This is a genomic window from Colwellia piezophila ATCC BAA-637 (assembly GCF_000378625.1).
In the GTDB taxonomy this organism is placed as follows: Bacteria; Pseudomonadota; Gammaproteobacteria; order Enterobacterales; family Alteromonadaceae; genus Colwellia; species Colwellia piezophila.
In genome coordinates, this window is the sequence record NZ_KB905165.1 from 128,757 (window position 1) to 149,082 (window position 20,326).

14 protein-coding genes are annotated in these 20,326 nt (G+C 38.6%); 10 read left to right on the forward strand and 4 right to left on the reverse strand.

Annotated features, from left to right (window positions below; genetic code table 11):
* Positions 1-190 precede the first annotated feature (190 nt).
* Positions 191-2,095 carry an EAL domain-containing protein gene (locus F580_RS0111110; RefSeq protein ID WP_019027808.1) on the reverse strand — a complete coding sequence of 635 codons (1,905 nt, stop codon included), beginning with the start codon at positions 2,093-2,095 and terminating at the stop codon, positions 191-193.
* 563 nt (positions 2,096-2,658) lie between these two features.
* Here F580_RS0111110 and rimP point away from each other — a divergent pair.
* The 9 genes from rimP to F580_RS0111155 all read left to right on the forward strand — a co-directional run bounded on the left by rimP (position 2,659) and on the right by F580_RS0111155 (position 14,996).
* Positions 2,659-3,114: a ribosome maturation factor RimP gene (gene rimP, locus F580_RS0111115; RefSeq protein ID WP_019027809.1), complete on the forward strand. Its 456-nt coding sequence runs from the start codon at positions 2,659-2,661 to the stop codon at positions 3,112-3,114.
* 38 nt (positions 3,115-3,152) lie between these two features.
* Positions 3,153-4,649, forward strand: coding sequence for a transcription termination factor NusA (gene nusA, locus F580_RS0111120; protein ID WP_019027810.1), 1,497 nt, complete (start codon positions 3,153-3,155; stop codon positions 4,647-4,649).
* A 21-nt stretch (positions 4,650-4,670) separates the two neighbouring features.
* On the forward strand, positions 4,671-7,343 hold the full coding sequence (gene infB, locus F580_RS0111125) for a translation initiation factor IF-2 (RefSeq protein WP_019027811.1): 2,673 nt from the start codon (positions 4,671-4,673) through the stop codon (positions 7,341-7,343).
* Positions 7,344-7,595: 252 nt separating this feature from the next.
* Complete coding sequence (gene rbfA, locus F580_RS0111130; RefSeq protein WP_019027812.1) at positions 7,596-8,012, forward strand: 30S ribosome-binding factor RbfA; 417 nt, start codon at positions 7,596-7,598, stop codon at positions 8,010-8,012.
* A gap of 3 nt (positions 8,013-8,015) precedes the next feature.
* Entirely contained in the window at positions 8,016-8,972 is a 957-nt protein-coding gene (gene truB, locus F580_RS0111135) for a tRNA pseudouridine(55) synthase TruB (RefSeq protein WP_019027813.1), read from the forward strand.
* A gap of 462 nt (positions 8,973-9,434) precedes the next feature.
* A complete protein-coding gene (gene rpsO, locus F580_RS0111140; protein WP_019027814.1) occupies positions 9,435-9,704 on the forward strand; it encodes a 30S ribosomal protein S15 in 270 nt (89 codons plus the stop codon).
* A 417-nt stretch (positions 9,705-10,121) separates the two neighbouring features.
* Positions 10,122-12,239: a polyribonucleotide nucleotidyltransferase gene (pnp, locus tag F580_RS0111145; protein WP_019027815.1), complete on the forward strand. Its 2,118-nt coding sequence runs from the start codon at positions 10,122-10,124 to the stop codon at positions 12,237-12,239.
* Between the two features lie 170 nt (positions 12,240-12,409).
* Positions 12,410-13,324, forward strand: coding sequence for a lipoprotein NlpI (gene nlpI / locus F580_RS0111150; protein ID WP_019027816.1), 915 nt, complete (start codon positions 12,410-12,412; stop codon positions 13,322-13,324).
* Between the two features lie 16 nt (positions 13,325-13,340).
* Entirely contained in the window at positions 13,341-14,996 is a 1,656-nt protein-coding gene (locus F580_RS0111155; protein ID WP_019027817.1) for a hypothetical protein, read from the forward strand.
* Positions 14,997-15,390: 394 nt separating this feature from the next.
* Here F580_RS0111155 and F580_RS0111160 read toward each other — a convergent pair whose 3' ends face one another.
* On the reverse strand, positions 15,391-15,783 hold the full coding sequence (locus F580_RS0111160; protein WP_019027818.1) for a hypothetical protein: 393 nt from the start codon (positions 15,781-15,783) through the stop codon (positions 15,391-15,393).
* Between the two features lie 209 nt (positions 15,784-15,992).
* Here F580_RS0111160 and F580_RS0111165 point away from each other — a divergent pair, with 209 nt between their 5' ends.
* Complete coding sequence (locus F580_RS0111165; RefSeq protein WP_019027819.1) at positions 15,993-17,732, forward strand: SufS family cysteine desulfurase; 1,740 nt, start codon at positions 15,993-15,995, stop codon at positions 17,730-17,732.
* 42 nt (positions 17,733-17,774) lie between these two features.
* On the opposite strand, the gene tcdA is transcribed toward F580_RS0111165, so the two are convergent.
* Positions 17,775-18,593, reverse strand: a complete 819-nt coding sequence (tcdA, locus tag F580_RS0111170; protein WP_019027820.1) for a tRNA cyclic N6-threonylcarbamoyladenosine(37) synthase TcdA — start codon at positions 18,591-18,593, stop codon at positions 17,775-17,777.
* Positions 18,594-18,867: 274 nt separating this feature from the next.
* Positions 18,868-20,154, reverse strand: coding sequence for a citrate synthase (locus F580_RS0111175; RefSeq protein WP_019027821.1), 1,287 nt, complete (start codon positions 20,152-20,154; stop codon positions 18,868-18,870).
* Positions 20,155-20,326 lie beyond the last annotated feature (172 nt).

Here is a 20,326-nt window from a genome sequence, read left to right on the forward strand (position 1 = left end):
CTTTAAAGGTCATTAAGTTATGAATTGGAATATTGGCGTCATTATCCTTGTTTTTATAAAATATAACAACACACCAGCTGTAAGGGTATTAGTTAATTTTCTTTGTCTTAACATAATAAAGAGCGATTCTACAAAAAAGCCGAATGTGAGTGAATCATTCGGCTTTACATATTATTGCGCTTTTATTGTCTTATAATTTTGCGGGTTTACCAACATAATAGCCCTGACAACCATCGATAAATAGTTTTTCTAAGGTGTGTTTTTCTTCTTGGCTTTCAACACTTTCAGCGAGGACATTAATGCCGAGTCTATGAGCCAAATCAACCATCAAACGCAAGAAATATTGATTGTTTTTATCATCATCAATATCGCGGGTATAAGAGCTATCCATTTTAATATAGTCAGGTGTTAAGTCTCTAAAAAACTTAAACGAGGTTAATCCAACCCCAAATCGTTCCACCGTAACGCGTGAACCAACACGGTGTAACATATCAACTAAGCGTTTCGCTGTTTTTATATTTTTTTGTAAACCCAGCTCTGCTACCTCAAAGACTAAACGAGGAGCTGCCGCCGGCTCGCGCAGTAATTTACGCTCTAACCAAATCATAAAGTGTTCATCATTAACACTGCGTGCGCTAATGTTGATGCCATAACTACTATCGAGCATGTTTTTACTGGTGATTTCTTTAATGACAGTGTCAATGATTAAGCGATCTACTTCGATTATTTTGTCTAGTTTTTCAGCCATAGCGATAAAAGTCGCCGTGGGTAACATGTCACCATTAGCATTTAGAAAACGCGCTAATATCTCACCATAAACACGGCTATTACGACCGCTAGGTTGGATAGGTTGCAATAATAAGCTAATACGACCGCCATCTAACACGCTATCAATTTCTTGTCGCCAATTTTGGCTACCATAATTGGCACTATTATCGGTTAATATATTGACGTCAGTTTGCGAGTACCATGAGTTCGTTTTTTGTGTTTGAGCAACACTGACCCCTGTATCTGCTAACGCGAGGAGTTCCCCGAGTGGCTTAGATTTATCAAAGTAAACTAAACCGGTGAAAGCGACAGAATCTAATTCATTGATTTGCTGGTAGTCATTAAATTTAAGCATCAATTCACTGGCATAATCTTCAGCAACTTTTAATTGTTCGTTAGGTAAAATAGTAGCGAAGTCAGAACTGTTTAAGCGGAACATTTTACCTGTGGGTCTGGTTAATAAGGCCTCTTTGATAATGTCAGCAACTTTTACAATGTAGTTATCACCGGAATTATAGCCATGAATTTGGTTAATTGTTTGTAATTCGGAACAGCGAGTAATGAGCAGGACACCAAATTTTATTGGACTTTCTTGGGCAATTTGATTTTCATAATATTGTACAAAACGATTACGGTTTTCAATTCCCGTTAAGCTATCTATATGAGCTTGCCTTTGTAAATTTGTGGTGTTTTTAAATTGTTCAGTCATCATCAGCTTGATTTCAGCAATACCTTCCTGCAAAGCAGGGATTTCTAATAATCGCTCGCTATCGCTTTCTTTGGTAATAAAGTTTGGATCATTAATTTGCGCTAATTCATTACTGATTTGCTTGCTGATTATTCTAAAGATAACTGATTGTAATTTGTAATTAAGCCTCGCCGAAATAAAAATAAAGATAATAGACAAGGCAAGAATAGCGATAAATAATTGGCTTAGTAAATTAAATATATCGCTGAAATTTAGCTGGTATTGAACTTGTAGGTTAAGTGCTCCCGTTGAAACGGTTTTCCGTTTTGCTAAGCTAAAACCGAGCGATTGAGTTTGTTCTTCTTGATGACTATATAATATCTCTGAATTTTTTTTAATGATTAAAACGCGGTAAACCGTACTCGCATTTAAGGCGGCAGCAAGCTTATTGACAGTATCCTGAAGTGACGCATCGCTGCCTATAATTTGTTGGCTAACGGCTTGAATGGTTTTTGTGTGATGTTGCGTTTGCTGGTTAATATAACCGGTTAGTAATGAATAGCTGATTGCCGCTAAGGCAATAATAAATACTAAAGCAAACAAAATATTTTTGATTAATAACTTAGAAAACTTATACATGATGAAATTAAATGCTCCGTTTAAATCCGATCAAGATGCAAAGGCATGCTAATTAGAATCATGCGAATCTTTTGCATGAAATGTTAGCTACAGTATAGGGTCAATAGTAAGATATTGTAAAATATATATTAATTTTAGCAAATTCACCCCGGTTTTAGTTTGAACTACCAGAACTACTAATATAACCAAGATGCTACTTTTATTGGCTATATTAGTTAATGTCACTTGCGCTTGTTAGCGTGTCATTATATAATTTGGCTAATAGAACTTAGTAAGATGTCACTGGATAATCGCACAGTCACTGTGTTGTTTATATTCTTACTAGTATTATTGATGGTTTATCCATTGATAACCAGATAAGGCAATGTTTATTGTTTTATCTTGGGGGAAACGGTGAAATAAGCCCCTAATTTGGGGTTTTTTTGTTTTTTAGCTGGTGGCATTTTCGTATTAAAAATGGAAACAGCAAACTTTCGTTGGGCTATAAGCCCTTTTTTTATATCTGAATTTTTACTGTACTGCCGTTTGAAAATATCAAGCAGTAACGTAATAGGAGAAAACGCTTGGCTAAATTTGAGCATAAACTAACTGAATTATTAAAACCTGCGGTTGACGAAACCGGCAAAACATTATGGGGCGTTGAATTTATCAGTGCGGGTAATAACTCTATTTTACGTTTATATATTGATCACGAAAATGGCATCAATGTTGATGATTGTGCGGAAGTAAGTCGTCAGGTCGGTGCAATATTAGATGTAGAAGATCCAATAAGTAGTGAATATAGTTTAGAAGTCTCATCGCCAGGTGTTGATCGTCCATTATTTGAATTAGCACATTTTCAAGAAGTTATCGGCGAAACGGTTAATGTAAGATTGTCGATGCCATTGAATGGTCGTCGCAAGTTTAAAGGCCCACTAGTTGCCATAGAAAACGATAGCTTAATAGTCGAAGTTGATAGCATTGATTACGAGTTAGCTATCAGCAATGTAGATAAAGCGAATCTTGTCGCAAAGTTTTAAGCGTTAAATAAATTAACATAAATTAAAGGCTAAGTAGCATGAGTAAGGAAATATTACTGGTTGTTGATGCGGTTTCTAATGAAAAAGCATTACCACGAGAAAGCATTTTTAAAGCGATGGAAACTGCTTTAGAAACAGCTACCAAGAAAAAATATGAAGGCGACATTGAAGTCCGTGTTGCTATTGACCGTATTACGGGTGAATTTGATACTTTTCGTCGTTGGTTAATTGTTGGCGATGAAAGCGAATGCATGGAAAACCCGTTTGCAGAAATTACCTTGTCTGCAGCACAATATGATGAGCCAGAATTAAATCTGGGTGATTATGTTGAAGATCAAATAGACTCAGTGAAATTTGACCGTGTAACCACACAAACAGCCAAGCAAGTTATCGTACAAAAAATTCGCGAAGCAGAACGTGCACTAATTGTCGAAGCTTACCAAGACCAATTGGGTGAAATCGTTACCGGTGTTGTTAAAAAAGCCAGTCGCGATAGTGTGATTATTGACTTAGGCAACAATGCCGAAGCAATTATATATCGTGATGATATGTTACCACGCGAAACATTTCGTCCAGGTGATCGTGTTCGTGGTTTGTTATATGAAATTAAGCCAGAAGCACGCGGTGCACAATTATTTGTCAGCCGTACAAAACCTGAAATGTTAATTGAACTTTTCCGCGTTGAAGTACCTGAAATTGGCGAAGAAATGTTAGAGATTAAAGGGGCCGCTCGCGATCCTGGTTCTCGTGCTAAAATTGCTGTTAAAAGTAATGACAAACGTATTGACCCTGTTGGTGCTTGTGTTGGTATGCGTGGTTCACGTGTCCAAGCCGTATCTGGTGAGTTAGGTGGCGAACGTGTTGATATCGTATTATACGATGACAACGCCGCTCAATACGTAATCAACGCCATGGCTCCTGCTGAAGTAGCATCAATTATTGTTGATGAAGACAAAGGCACTATGGATATTGCTGTAGAAGAAGGCAATTTAGCGATGGCTATTGGTCGTAGTGGTCAAAATATTCGTTTAGCGAGTCAGTTAACTGGCTGGGAATTAAACGTAATGACTGTTGCTGACATGAAAGAAAAACATCAAGCAGAGAATGATAAAGTACTAAACTTATTTATTGATAAGTTAGACCTTGATGAAGACTTTGCTACTTTACTCGTCGAAGAAGGCTTCACTTCATTAGAAGAGATTGCTTACGTACCGGCTGCTGAGATGCTTGAAATTGAGGGTATGAATGAAGACATCGTTGAGCAGCTTCGTGAACGAGCTAAAGAAGCGTTAACTACGCAAGCCCTTGCGAGTGAAGAAACTTTAGAAAATGCAGAGCCTGCACAAGACTTACTTGACCTTGAAGGTTTAGAACGTCATTTAGCATTTGTTTTAGCAAGCCGAGGTGTTCGTACCCTTGAAGACTTAGCTGAACAAGGTATCGATGAAATCAGCGATATTGAAGAATTAACTGAAACCAAAGCGGGTGAGCTAATCATGGCTGCGCGTAATATTTGTTGGTTTAACGAAGAATAATAACACCGGAGAATATAATAGATGGCAGATATAACTGTAGCAGAACTTGCCAAAGAAATCGGAACACCGGTGGATCGTCTAGTAAGTCAGTTAGCTGACTCAGGCGTGAAAAAATCGGCGACCGATGCTATTTCGCAAGATGAAAAAGAAGCCTTGTTAGGTCACCTTAAAAAACAACATGGCGATGATTCGGCTTCAAAACCGAGCAAACTTACTTTAAACCGAAAAACCAAGTCTACTTTGACTATGGGACATGGCAGTAAAGCCAAATCAGTTAATGTTGAAGTTCGTAAAAAACGCACTTACGTAAAACGTAGTGAATTAGAAGATGAGAAATTAGCAGAAGAAACTGCAAAAGTAGAAGCTGAAGCAGCTGTTTTAGCAGAAGCAGACGCTAAGAATAAAGCCGAAGCAGCAGCGAAAGAAGCTGAAAATGTAAAAGCGGTAGCAGCAGTTAAAGCTGAAGCTGAAGTTGAGCGTAAAGCATCAGCGAAAGTAGATGCAGCAGAAAAAGCTAAGCATGCAGCGGTAGAAAAAGCAAAAAATATTGAAAAAGCGCCGGTAAAAATTGCAGAAACTGAAGAAGCTAAAAAACTTCGTTTAGTACAAGAAAAAGAAGTGGCTGCTAAAATTGCAACTGAAGCGAAAGAAGCGAGTGAAGCTGCTAAAAAATTAGCAGAAGAAAATGAAGGTCGCTGGAAAGAACAAGAAGTTGAACGTAAAGCGAAAGAAAAGGAAATCGTTCATGTAACCTCTTCTAAGTACGCACAAGAAGCTGAAGATAAAGTTGATGCTGCCGATGAAACTGCCGGTCGTCGTCGTAAGAAGAAAAAACCAGCTGATCGTAATGCTCGTGGTCGCAATGCCCGTGGCGGACGTAAGCAAAGTTTATCATCGCCAGAAAGTTTAAAACATGGTTTCACTAAGCCAGTTGAAACTAAACTACAAGACATTCGCATTGGTGAAACGATTTCTGTTGCTGAACTTGCTAACAAAATGTCGAAAAAAGGTGCTGAAGTTGTTAAAGCCATGTTTAAAATGGGCGCTATGGCAACCATTAACCAAGTTATTGACCAAGAAACAGCGGCACTTGTCTCTGAAGAAATGGGTTTTAACGTGGTACTTGTTAAAGAAAATGCTTTAGAAGAAGCGGTATTGGCCGATCGTGATAATAACGGTGAAGCGGTAACTCGCGCGCCAGTAGTAACTATCATGGGTCACGTAGATCACGGTAAAACATCACTGCTTGATTACATTCGTGAAGCGAAAGTTGCTGACAGTGAAGCCGGCGGCATTACGCAGCATATTGGTGCTTATCATGTAGAAACTGGTAAGGGTATGATCACTTTCTTAGATACCCCAGGCCATGCAGCTTTTACTGCAATGCGTTCTCGTGGTGCTAAGGCGACTGATATTGTTATTATTGTAGTTGCTGCAGATGATGGTGTTATGCCACAAACCATTGAAGCAATTCAACATGCTAAAGCCTCTGATGCACCTATTATTATCGCTGTTAACAAAATGGATAAAGAGTCAGCCGATCCAGACCGCGTGAAGAGTGAGCTATCACAACACGATGTGCTTTCAGAAGAGTGGGGCGGAGACGTTCAATTCTGTCATGTATCAGCCAAAACGGGTTTAGGTATTGACGACTTACTTGATGCAATTTTATTGCAATCAGAAGTATTAGAGCTTACTGCTGTTGTTGATACTATGGCAAGTGGTGTGGTGATTGAATCTAAATTAGATAAAGGTCGCGGCCCGGTAGCAACGGTCCTTATTCAAGAAGGAACTATAAAGCAAGGCGATATCGTACTTTGTGGTTTAGAATATGGTCGTGTTCGTGCTATGCGCGATGAAAACGGCAAAACAATTCAATCAGCTGGCCCATCTATTCCAGTGGAAATTATCGGCCTTAGTGGTGTTCCAATTTCAGGTGATGAAGCGACTGTTGTTAAAGATGAGAAAAAAGCGCGTGAAGTTGCTTTGTTCCGTCAAGGTAAATTCCGTGATGTGAAACTTGCTCGTCAACAGAAAGCTAAACTTGAAAATATGTTTGCTAGCATGGCATCGGGTGAAATTTCAGAAGTGAATGTGGTATTGAAGTCTGATGTTCAAGGTTCACTTGAAGCGATTACTGATTCATTACTTAAACTTTCTACCGATGAAGTGAAAGTTAAAATTATTGGCTCAGGTGTTGGTGCTATTACTGAAACTGATGCAACCCTTGCTGCGGCATCGAACGCCATAGTGATTGGTTTTAACGTACGTGCCGATGTTTCTGCCCGTAAAGTTATTGAGTTAGAAAATATAGATTTACGTTATTACAGTGTTATCTACGCATTAATTGATGAAGTTAAACAAGCCATGAGTGGTATGTTAGCGCCAGAATTCAAGCAAGTTATTATTGGTCTTGCTCAAGTTCGTGACGTATTCAAATCACCTAAAATTGGCTCTATCGCCGGTTGTATGGTAACTGAAGGTATTATCAAACGTTCAGCGCCGATTCGTGTATTACGTGAAAACGTAGTTATTTACGAAGGTGAACTTGAATCTTTACGCCGCTTTAAAGACGACGTACAAGAAGTTCGTAACGGTACTGAGTGTGGTATCGGTGTTAAGAACTACAATGATGTACGTGTTGGCGACCAAATCGAAGTTTTCGAAACGATTGAAATTGAACGAACGCTGTAACTTTAAATTATTGCTAATTACACCGATAACATCATCGGAAGTACTTATTGACATGCGTCAATTCAGTGCATCCTTTTTGCTCTCCACGTAATTAGCTTCAATCTAAAGCAACAGATAGTTAAATATTAAAAGGGGCTTATGCCCCTTTTGTGTTAATTACTTATAACTAACTAACTAACTAACTAACTAACTAACTAATTAATAAACAAAGCAGACTGTGATTTATTAGTCACAGCTTCATAGGAGTATACGATGGCTAGAGAATATGCCCGTACTGACCGAGTCGGTCAGCAAATCCAAAAAGAAATCGCCGTTATTTTAATGCGCGAAATTAAAGATCCACGTTTAAGTATGACCACAGTTTCTGCGGTCGAATTAACACGCGACTTAGCTTACGCTAAGATTTTTGTGACGTTTTTTAACGATAATCCTGATGAAATCAAAGCATCGCTTGACGTTCTAGCGGAAGCAGAAGGTTATATCCGTTCATTATTAGGCAAACGTTTACGCGCACGTATAATGCCACATTTACGTTTTGTCTATGATAGCTCAATGAGTGAAGGTGTTCGTATGAGCGCCTTGGTTGACAAAGCAGTTGCCAGTGATAAAAAGACGGGTAACTCATCAGTAGATGATGAACAAGATAATGATAGTGAGCAAGGCGAATAAGTCATGGCAAAACGTAGAAAAGGCCGCCCAATTAATGGGGTTTTGTTATTAGACAAACCTCATGGCTTGTCATCAAACCATGCCTTGCAAACGGTTAAGCGTATCTATTTCGCTCAAAAAGCAGGGCATACCGGTGCACTAGACCCTTTGGCTACAGGTATGTTGCCAATTTGTTTAGGTGAGGGCACTAAGTTTTCACAATATTTGCTTGATACCGATAAAACCTATCAAGTCACCGCCAAGCTAGGTATTCGTACTACAACCAGTGATGCCGGTGGTGAAGTTGTTAGTGAAAAAGCGGTTGATGTTTCAAGCGAACAGTTAGCGGTAGCTTTAGACAGTTTTCGCGGTACCACCAAACAAGTGCCGTCTATGTATTCTGCGCTAAAACACAAAGGTCAGCCTTTGTATAAGTATGCCAGAGAAGGTATAGAAATACCTCGGGAAGCACGTGATATTACCGTTTTTAATCTTGAATTATTACGCTTTGAAGATGATGAAGTTGAATTAAGCATCCATGTATCTAAAGGGACCTATATACGCACTATTGTCGACGATTTAGGTGAACTATTAGGTTGTGGTGCTCATGTAGCCGATCTCAGGCGTTCTGCTGTGGGGAATTATCCAATAGAGAAAATGGTAACATTACCCCAGTTAGAAGCATTACTTGAACAAGCTAACGAACAAGAAATATCACCATCAGAATTGCTTGACCCATTATTGTTACCAATGAATAGCGCAGTAGATGGCATGCATTGTGTTTATGTTGATGATATGTCAGCAAACTTCTTACGCCATGGTAACCCCGTACAAGCTTTTAATGCGCCAAGTGAAGGCAGTGTTCAGGTTTATATAGGTGAAGATGAAAACGATGTTAATGCTGAATTTATCGGTGTTGGTTTTATCGATGATGATGGTTTACTCGCACCTAAACGTATCGTTGTTGTTGAACAGTACTAAAAATATCAAGTACATTAATTAATTGACCACTTAGCGAGAATTAAAAAGGCTTAGAGGCAAGGCATTGATTGAAGAGAATGGTTATTCCCTTCTCGAAATGAATAACGACGGATGTAAGCCTTTTAAACTCGCCCTTTGGGAGTCTATTAGCAAACTAATAACTGCTCAAAATTAAAGAAATATAGAGTAACTATGTTTAAGTAATTTTGTTTGTTCTAAGCTCGCTAATATAACTCTAAGTTGGATCATTTATTAGTGTAATTGATATAGGCTAATTTGCTAAAAGAAGCTAAGTGAATTATTACCTGCTACAAGGCACTATTCACTTGCTTTTTAGTTATTGGCTGCTAAAATACGCGCTCTTTCGTCATCAATGCTGAATTAGTGTTTGGCTTGATGCGTATTCCTAACATTCTTAACTCAATAAAATGAGGGCGGGATTTAACACACTAAGGATTTATAATGTCTTTAAATGCTACAGAAAAAGCTGCAATCGTTGCAGAATATGCTCAATCAGAAGGTGATACTGGTTCTCCAGAAGTTCAAGTTGCTTTGTTAACTGCACAAATCAACCACTTACAAGGTCACTTTAAAGCACACATCCATGATCATCATTCACGTCGTGGTTTATTACGCATGGTTGCACAACGTCGTAAATTACTTGATTACCTTAAGCGTAAGAACGTTGAACGTTATACAACAGCAATCGCTAAATTAGGTCTACGTCGTTAATAGCAATTTGCTAACGAACGTAACTTATAAGATTTAAAAAAAGGAGCCAATGGCTCCTTTTTTGTGTTCTGTCGTTAACCATTTTATTAAATATTTAGATCTTAGCTCACAAATAGAGTGCTCAGTTGACCAGTTAACTTAGCTGTTTGCTATTAATGCATGCTTTAAGGGACTAATTACGCTTTGACGCTAGTATTCACCTGCTTACTTAGTATAATGTCGATGAAAATTTACCTGTGTTGTTCTTTGTATAAATTTGAAAGCGGCATAGTTATTTTTTAAACATAAACCAATCCAAACTGTATAATTTTTTGTTCGACTTGGTAGCCATGTTTTGGCATAAAATATCCAGTGAATAAATAATTGTACAGATTGGTAAATATTATTAATACAGACAAAATTAAGGAAATTAATTAGATGTTAAATCCAATTACTAAAAAATTTCAATACGGTAAACATACCGTAACACTTGAAACGGGCGCTATTGCTCGTCAAGCTTCTGGTGCTGTAATGGCAAGCATGGATGATACTTGTGTATTAGTCACTGTTGTTGCTAAAAAAGAAGCTAAAGCAGGGCAAGACTTCTTCCCATTAACAATTAACTATCAAGAACGCGCTTACGCTGCGGGTAAAATACCAGGAAGTTTCTTCAAACGTGAAGGTCGCCCTTCAGAAGAAGAAACATTGATTGCACGTTTAATTGATCGTCCACTTCGTCCGTTATTCCCAGAAGGGTTTATTAACGAAGTACAAGTCATTATCACTGTTATTTCAGTTAACCCTGAAATTGCCCCAGACATTATTTCATTAATTGGTGCTTCTGCAGCACTTGCTATTTCAGGCGCACCATTTAATGGTCCTGTTGGCGCAGCACGTGTTGGTTATGTCGATGGTCAATATATCCTTAACCCGCTTCAATCTGAATTACCAGAAAGTAAATTAGACCTAGTGGTATCAGGTACTGATACCGCGGTATTAATGGTTGAGTCTGAAGCCGATATTTTATCTGAAGAAGTAATGCTTGGCGCAGTAATGTACGGCCATGAGCAAATGCAAACAGCTGTTACGGCAATTAAAGAATTTAAAGCTGAAGTAAACACTCCTGTTTGGGAATGGACTGCACCAGTTAAAAATGCTGAATTATTAGCAAAAATTGCTGAGTTAAGTGAAGCGCAAGTAAACGAAGCTTACCAAATTACTGAAAAAGCTGTTCGTTATGAAAAAATTAAAGACATTCGTAACTCTGTAGTTGAAACGTTATTAGCACAAGATGCTGATTTAGACGTGCAAGAAACTAAAGATTTATTCCATGATTTAGAGAAAACGGTTGTACGTGGCCGAATCACTGATGGTCACCCTCGTATTGATGGTCGCGATCCTGAATCAATTCGTGCTTTAGACGTAATGACTGGTGTTTTACCAAGAACTCACGGCTCTGCAGTATTTACTCGTGGTGAAACTCAAGCATTAGTTACTGCAACGCTTGGAACTCAACGTGATGCGCAACGTCTTGATACCTTAATGGGTGATAAAACTGACCCATTCATGCTTCATTACAACTTCCCTCCATATTGTGTAGGTGAAACTGGATTTGTTGGTAGCCCTAAACGTCGTGAAATTGGCCATGGCCGTTTAGCGAAACGTGGTATGTTAGCGGTAATGCCTTCACTTGAAGAGTTCCCGTACGCTGTACGTGTTGTTTCTGAAATCACAGAATCAAATGGTTCATCTTCAATGGCTTCTGTTTGTGGTGCTTCATTAGCATTGATGGATGCTGGTGTTCCAATTAAAGCGTCTGTTGCTGGTATCGCAATGGGTCTAGTTAAAGAAGGCGAAAAGTTCGTTGTTCTTTCTGACATTTTAGGTGATGAAGATCACTTAGGTGATATGGACTTTAAAGTAGCGGGTACTACGGGTGGTATTACTGCACTTCAAATGGATATTAAAATTGAAGGCATCACTCAAGAAATCATGCAAATTGCTTTAAACCAAGCAAAAGCTGCTCGTACTCACATTTTATCTGTAATGGATGAAGCGCTTGCAGGCCACAGAGATGATATCTCTGAGTTTGCTCCACGCATTCATACTATGAAAGTTAGCCAAGATAAGATTCGTGACATCATTGGTAAAGGTGGCGCGACTATTCGTCAATTGACTGAAGAAACCGGTACTACGATTGAAATTGAAGATGACGGTACTGTTAAAATTGCAGCAACTTCAAATGAGCAAGCACAAGATGCAATTAACCGCATTAAAGCATTAACGGCTGAAATTGAAGTTGGTACTCTTTACACCGGTAAAGTGGTACGTATTGTTGATTTCGGTGCCTTTGTTAATGTATTACCAGGTAAAGATGGTTTAGTACACATTTCTCAAATCTCTGAAGAGCGCGTTAATAACGTTAGCGATGTATTAACAGAAGGTCAAGAAGTGAAAGTTAAAGTACTAGAAGTTGATCGCCAAGGTCGTGTACGTTTAAGTATCAAAGAAGCTATAGAAAAACCTGCAGCAACAGAAACAGCAGCTGCTGAATAGTTTTTTAATACCAAGGCCATTACATTTACTCCTACTGAGCGGTAAATAACTTAATTAACTTGGTAGACAAAAACTTTTACATTTCATTAGTTAAAAAGGAGCCATAGGGCTCCTTTTTTGTTTATAATGAATTAATTCATATCTTAGTTAATCATTTATAAGGCATTTTTGTGCATTCTCTTACCAAAATAACGCTGCTGATTTTACTGTTAAGTAGTACGCTGCTGACGCAAGGTTGTGCCTCAAGTGAAGGAGCGCAAAACAATAGCTCTGCTGCGATAATGAATAACCTAGTTATTGCTGAGCCACTGCCGATTACCTTTAAAAGTGAGCTAGCCATAGCACGTTTATCTGAAGTGATAAATAGGGCAAAATTATCAGATGAAAAAAGAGCACAATTATTTTACGACCGTGGTGTTTTATACGATAGTGTTGGTTTACGATCGCTGGCCCGGTTTGACTTTTCACATGCATTACAGTTAAAACCTGACTTCGTTGATGCTTATAACTTTTTAGGTATTCATTACACCCAGCTTCAAGAATTTTCTCAAGCCTATGAAAAATTTGACTCGGCTTTAGACTTATCGCCAGAGCATGAATACGCTTTTTTAAATCGTGGTATTGCGCTTTATTATGGCTCAAGACCTGAATTGGCAAGTATAGACTTTCAAACTTTTCATCAAAAACAGCAAGATGATCCTTACCGCCTTTTATGGTTGTATTTGACTGAATATGAAATTGATCCTGTAGCGGCTAAAAAGTCACTGAAAGAACGAGCAGCGTTAGTGGATGACCGTACCTGGGCCAAGCAGGTGATATACCTCTATCTTGGTGAGATTTCCCAAGGGCAATTTATTAAAAATCTAGCCCAGAATGTGCAATCTAATAAAGCGCTAACCGAACGTTTATGTGAAGCTTATTTTTATCTTGGTAAATATAACCAAGCGCTTGGATATCATGGTAGTGCTGCCAATTTCTTTAAACTTGCTTTAAGTACTAATGTCTATGAGTTTGTTGAACACCGGTACGCGAAGCTTGAATTAGACTTAATGCGCACGAAAAAAACGCCTGATAATCACCTTTAATTTTTAAGCTAGTTAAATGGGTTTAAATCAAATTTACCGGTTGATATTACTGTCGAGCTTGATGATTTTTTTATCATCAAGCTCGTTTTTTATATCTGAGTACTTAACTAAACAATTGAGCGATCAGAGCTACCGCGAAGGTCAGTTTACTTATGCACTTAAGTATCATCACGTCACTGCACTGACAATAGCCCTCAGCGCTGTGGAAAAAGGCAGTAATGACTGGCTTGTTTTGAGCCGCGAGCTAGGGAGTAGCGATAAAGATGCAGCCTTTACACTAGGTCAATGGTATTGGCAACAGGCTCTACATCAACAAAACTCACCTCAGCAAGTGCGTGAAGCATTAACTAACTCGGCTATTATGTGGTTTGGACAAGCTATTCGCCTAACATCACAACAAGCGGTTATTGCGCTTGCTCAGTTATACTTTAATCAAGGTGAACTACGTCAAGCACAGCTATCATTAGCGCAATTATCTTATCCGATACTTGATAACAGACTGGCTGAGTCCGCGCTAATCTTGCGGGTGAAAATAGCTATATATCAAGGGGAACTGGTTTTAGTCAAACAGCTATTAAATTCGGATACCTTCAAGTTATATGGTCGACTTAAGGTGGAAAAATTAAGAGCCGAAGTAATGAAATATGGGGTAATAGCAAGCGATAAATCTCGGCAAAACAATAAGAGAAATCAAGTTAATATCAACGTAGATTTTAGCAACCATGCTTCGTTTGCAAGTCCATCGAGTTGCATCACTAGCCTACAATTATTTGCTACCAATCTTACTCATCTACAGCATATCGAGCGGCTTATTAGTACGTTCAAAGCGCAGCAACCATCAATCGCTCATTATATCTGCTTGCCAACGCCACTTTATATTAGCGTGAAACAGCTAGATTGTATTACCGATGATGAACTTGCGATCACTTGTGATGAAACGACGTGGCAAAGCATTGCTGAAAAAGTGAAAACTCGACATATAGGTCTAATGCTTGAGAAAGGGGGGGCTAATGTTCACTTAGGCATACTCTACTTTGATATAAATGATAATGCGGATGTTTTTAGCCATGAAATAAGCCATTTATTAGGATTTGTTGACGAATACCCTTTGAGAAAAAGTCATGAGACATGCAAGGCTGCACAGAAAAAACCGTTCTCACATAATATAGCGGTGTTAAATAGATATTATGTGGGCAATAGACCATCGGTAAGAGCAAGCATATTAAACAATGTACCTTGGGCCGCTAGTATCAATACTAGTACGCCAATTTTGCAGGAAGCTGATAAGGGTAACCGTGCAAATAATAAATGGCTTCTAGGTACCCCCATCGACTATATTGAGCAAGTGGGACTACACCTCGCAGAAACATGTCAAAATTCTATACCAACAAAAACTTCGCAATCAAGTGACTTAGCACTAGGCTATTCGGCTTTTAAACCGATAAGTCGGCGGACCCAATTAAAATATTTTACTGAAAAATTTCCTCAAGAGTACCTTACGATATTAGAAAATAAACCTACAGCGTATTTAATGCCCAGTTTTCATTACAATATAGCCTTAGCTTTATATCAACAAGGTGACATTAATCAAGCAAAACACTGGTTAAAGCAAGCAGCTCGTTGGGAAGATGAGCCGCTAAGGAAGTTAAGAGTGTTGCAGGGGGGAATTTAAAATGGTGTGTACTAATACCATTCCGCATAAAGAAGTGATCACATAGAACTGCATGGGCGACATTAGAATAATCAAAATATGCGTAGTTATAGTTATTCTACATCGAGCATATTTTGTGAAGTTATCATGGTGATCCATGAGTTCCCAAAGGGCGAGTTTTAAAGGCTTATATACTGTGTTATTGGTTTTGCTAAGGACGCTGCATGGATGCAGCTTAATAGAGAATGCAGACGTCACATATATGTGACTTATTAGATAATGCAGGAGCATATTATCCTGAGCATATTCTCCTGAATAACCATTATCTGCAATCAATGCCTTGCCTATAAGCCTTTAAATTCTCGCTAAGCGATCACTTTCTTATGCGGATTGGTATAATAACCATCAGCTCTGATCACGGCAGCTTATTTATTACCACGACCTTCTTATTTAGTGCCGCTTTATCCAGAGTGGTAGCGTCATTTTTTGCCTCCGAGATTTTTTGTCTGATCTTTTGATCTAATGAATGCTCTAACGAAGACCGTTTAATGCGGTTAGCATCTAAGTAGATTAATGAGCTTTGCTCGAATTTGACTTTAGCTTTCGCCATCGGCCAATGGCTAAAGCTTTTGAGGTATTGTAATTCCTCTGCCGCTTTGTTGCATTTTATCTTCAATTTATACTTATCTTCAGCGCTTGCTTCTAAGGCGTATTTAGTCTGGTCTGGTTTATTAAGAGTATTATTATTTAATTGTAAAAATCTATATAGCTTGGTTTTAAGATGATATATATAGGCAAAAAGGCTCATATTTATACCTATTTAAGAGGACACCTTACTAGTTATAGTTCAAATCCTATGCTTTTTCCCAGTGTTTAAGCACTTTAATTTGGTAGGGAAACCAAAATTTAATTAGCTAGGGTTAAGTAAGTACTTAAATTGCAGAGGAAAAGTAAGTTATAATAAAGAAGTAATCTTCAGCTACTTTTATATTGTTTTCTCGCCAGCATGAGCCTTTAATGAAACTTTTTGACCCTGAGCAATTTCGCCAAAAATTCCCACTGATAGCAAGTTATGATCAAACCTTGAGTGTACAATCGGACTCAAAAATAGGACTCATTTACTTTGATAATGCAGCAACCACACAAAAACCACAGCAAGTCATTGATAGCCAGCAAGAGTACTACCAAGGTTACAATGCTAATGTACATAGAGCTTCTCATCACTTAAGTAACAAAGCGACTTATGCTTTTGAAAAGTCCCGCTCTTTAGTACAGGTCTTCATCGGTGCCCAAAGTGTTAAAGAAATTATTTGGACTAAAGGCGCAACGGAAAGTATTAATATAGTTGTGCAAAGTTTGGCTAGAAATACCTTAAAAGCTGGGGATGAAATTGTGCTTTGTGCCAGTGAACATCATGCCAATATCGTGCCTTGGCAAATGGTTGCTGAGCAAACGGGCGCAGTGATAAAAATAATGCCTTTAAATCGTCAGGGTTATATTGATATCACTAAAATTGATACCATCATTAGTGATAAAACCAAGTTTGTTTCCTGCGCTCATATTTCTAATGTATTAGGTCGTATAAACCCAATAAAACAAATAATTGCAAAAGCAAAATCTGTGGGGGCTATCAGTTTAATTGATGGCGCTCAAGCCGTTGCCCATTTACCCATTGATGTTCAGGCACTCGATTGCGATTTTTATGTATTTTCAGCACACAAAATGTATGGACCAACGGGAATCGGAGTGCTTTACGGTAAAAAATCTTTACTTGAATCCATGCCTCCTTATCAGGGCGGCGGTGAAATGATCAAAACGGTTAGTTTTACTCAAGGTAGTCGCTATAATTCATTACCCTTTAAGTTTGAAGCTGGGACGCCTAATATTGCTGGAGTTATCGGCCTTGGCGAGAGTATTACTTTTTTAACACCATTGCTCAATGATGTTGCTAAAGATTACCAAGACTATGAACAAAAACTCGTTGCATACTGCTATCAAGCCCTAAGCAGTATTGAAGAAGTACAATTTATTCGCGAAGGCTGCCCAGATATCGCTGTAATCGCTTTTACGTTAACCGACCACCATAATCATGATGTAGCTACCACGCTTGATACTTATGGTGTTGCAATTCGCGCTGGCCATCATTGCGCTATGCCCTTGATGGCACAGCTAAAGTTAGATGGTTGCTTAAGAGTTTCGTTAGCCGCCTACAATACCACGGCTGAAATAGATTACTTTATTGCTACTTTAAGAAAAATTTTACAAAGCGATTTATCACCACATGACGACTTACGAGTAGTTGCCGGCAAAGAGCAAGATAAAACTAAAGCAGGGGATTTAACAAAAGTCTTGGCAACAGAGATGGCTGGTATAATCGCTCTGTTTACAAAAACCAAAGGCTGGGATAGCAGACATAGAGAAATTATGCTGTTAGGTAAAAAGCTAACTCGTATGGATAAAGCACTACGCAATGAAACCACTATCATAACCGGCTGTGAAAGCCTTGCTTGGCTTAAAGTAGAACTAACCAGTCAAGGGTTGTATTTATTTACAGCGGACAGCGATGCTAAGATTATTCGAGGTTTATTAGTGATTGTCCTTGCTGCTTATAATAATAAGACCGCAAAGCAAATAGCAGACTTTGATATTAATAGTTACTTTAAACAGTTAGGTTTAATGCAGCACCTAAGTCCGTCACGTGGTAACGGCTTATTGGCGATAGTTGATAAAATAAGGTTATTTGCAACCCCTGTGTGACCCTTTTTATAAAACTGAGGGGATTAGTTTACGGTACTGCCATTATTTTTGGCGTTTCTTTAATAGCTTATCAATAGCTCTACCCACGGCAAAGAATGCGAACGTTGCCGTAACATGGGTGGTTGCGCCAAAGCCAGTACGACAATCTAATCGCGTGGACCCTTGCTCGCCTTTACTTGTATCAGGTTTTGCTAGGCAGACTTCACCGGTCTCATTAGCCGCAGGGTAGCGCAGTTGCTCTGTTGAATATACCGCATCAATTGAGAACTTTCTTTTGCTGGCTTTAGCAAGATCTGCCCGAGGAAAATTAAACTCACGACGTAATTGATTTTTTACTTTTGCCAATAAAGGGTCTTGATAAGTTTTACTTAAATCATCGATAGCAATTCGGCTTGGATCAACTTGTCCACCAGCACCACCAATAGTGATTATCGGTAATTTATTACGTTTACAATAGGCAATGATACGGGTCTTAATATCAACCGAATCAATAGCATCAACAACATAATCAAATGGCTGACTAAGTAATGTTGCTAAATTATCGGTGGTAACGAAGTCTTCAATAACGTGCACTTCACACTCTGGATTAATTTGCTTAATGCGTGCACTCATCACATCAACTTTACTTTGACCAACCGTATCCGTTAATGCGTGAATTTGACGGTTTATATTGGTGGTACAGATGTCATCTAAGTCGATTAACGTTATTTTTCCTATGCCATTACGTGCTAATGCTTCAGCTACCCAGGAGCCAACACCACCTATGCCAATAACACAAAAATGTGCTTGCTTTAAAATGCTTGCGCCATGGACGCCATATAGACGGCTAATACCACCAAATCGTAAAGAATAATCAGACATAATTAATTTATTGAGACTTCATGTGAAAGAGTAAGTTACAGGAAACTATTATAACGATTTGTTGGTTTGAGTTAAATCAAAATTACGTGACTTTAAACCCCTTTAATTACCTTTAATTAGCATCTGAACAGGGAAAAAACGCCATTTGACATTCTTTATGTGAATAGTAGATATCACCTATATTTATGGTGTTTTGTGTGGGAGTTATCAAAAAACAGGCATGAAAAAGGCAGCGATTGCTGCCTTTTGAACTTAATCTTAGGTAATTAAGTTATTATCTTTTACTTAATGGTACGAATTCACGGTTAATTTCACCGGTGTACTTTTGGCGAGGACGACCGATTTTTTGACCCGGTTGAGATAACATTTCATCCCAGTGAGCAATCCAACCAACGGTTCTAGACATGGCAAATATAACGGTGAACATGCTGGTAGGAATACCAATAGCTTTAAGAATAATACCTGAGTAGAAATCTACGTTAGGGTACAGTTTCTTTTCAATAAAGTATGGGTCTTCAAGGGCTACTTTCTCTAAAGCCATAGCAACATCAAGCAATGGATCGCTGATACCTAGCTCTGTCAATACTTCGTGACATGTTTCACGCATTACGGTTGCACGTGGATCGAAGTTTTTATAAACACGATGACCAAAGCCCATTAAACGGAATGGGTCGCTTTTATCTTTCGCTTTAGCAACAAATTCATCAACGCGATCTAAGCTGCCAATTTCTTCTAGCATAGTTAAACATGCTTCATTAGCACCGCCATGTGCAGGTCCCCATAAAGAGGCAACACCCGCGGCAATACATGCATAAGGATTAGCGCCTGATGAACCGGCTAAACGTACAGTAGACGTTGAAGCGTTTTGTTCATGATCAGCATGTAAGGTGAAAATTCTATCCATAGCATTGGCGATGGTAGGGCTAACAATATATTCTTCAGCAGGAACTGAGAACATCATATGAAGGAAGTTTTCAGCAAAAGAAAGATCATTGCGAGGGTAAACAAATGGTTGCCCAACGCTGTATTTATACGCCATAGCTGCAATCGTTGGCATCTTAGCGATCAATCTATGAGCACTACGTTTACGCTGTGCAGGATCGGTGATGTCTAAGTCACTGTGATAAAAAGAAGACATAGCGCCAACAACACCACAAACCATTGCCATTGGATGCGCATCAGGTAAGAAGCCTTGGAAGAAATGAGCTAATTTTTCATGTACCATGGTATGCGTAGTGATAATGTTTTTAAACTTATCATATTCAGCTTGAGTTGGTGCATCGCCATTTAATAAGATATAACAAACTTCTAAGTAATCAGCTTGTTTAGCAAGGCTATCTATTGGGTAACCGCGATGTTGTAATATACCTTTATCACCATCGATGAAGGTAATAGATGATTCACAAGACGCCGTAGCTAAAAAGCCTGGGTCATAGGTGAAATAGCCATGGCTACCTAGAGTTCTAATATCAATTACGTCAGTACCAGCAGTACCTTTTAAAATTGGAAACTGTCCAATTTCTTTGCCATCAATACTCAGAGTGGCTTTTAATTCAGCCATAATGTTTTTCCCCTATCAATTATAATTTATTTACATTTACTGACATTCGACTAGGTTGCTTAATTCCTATACTAACCTAACTGAATAATTAGTCAGTTTTTGTGGTTTTTCTTGGGTTTTTCAAACTGGCGACATTCTACCCCGAAATGAATTTAAAATGTAAGAGTAATTA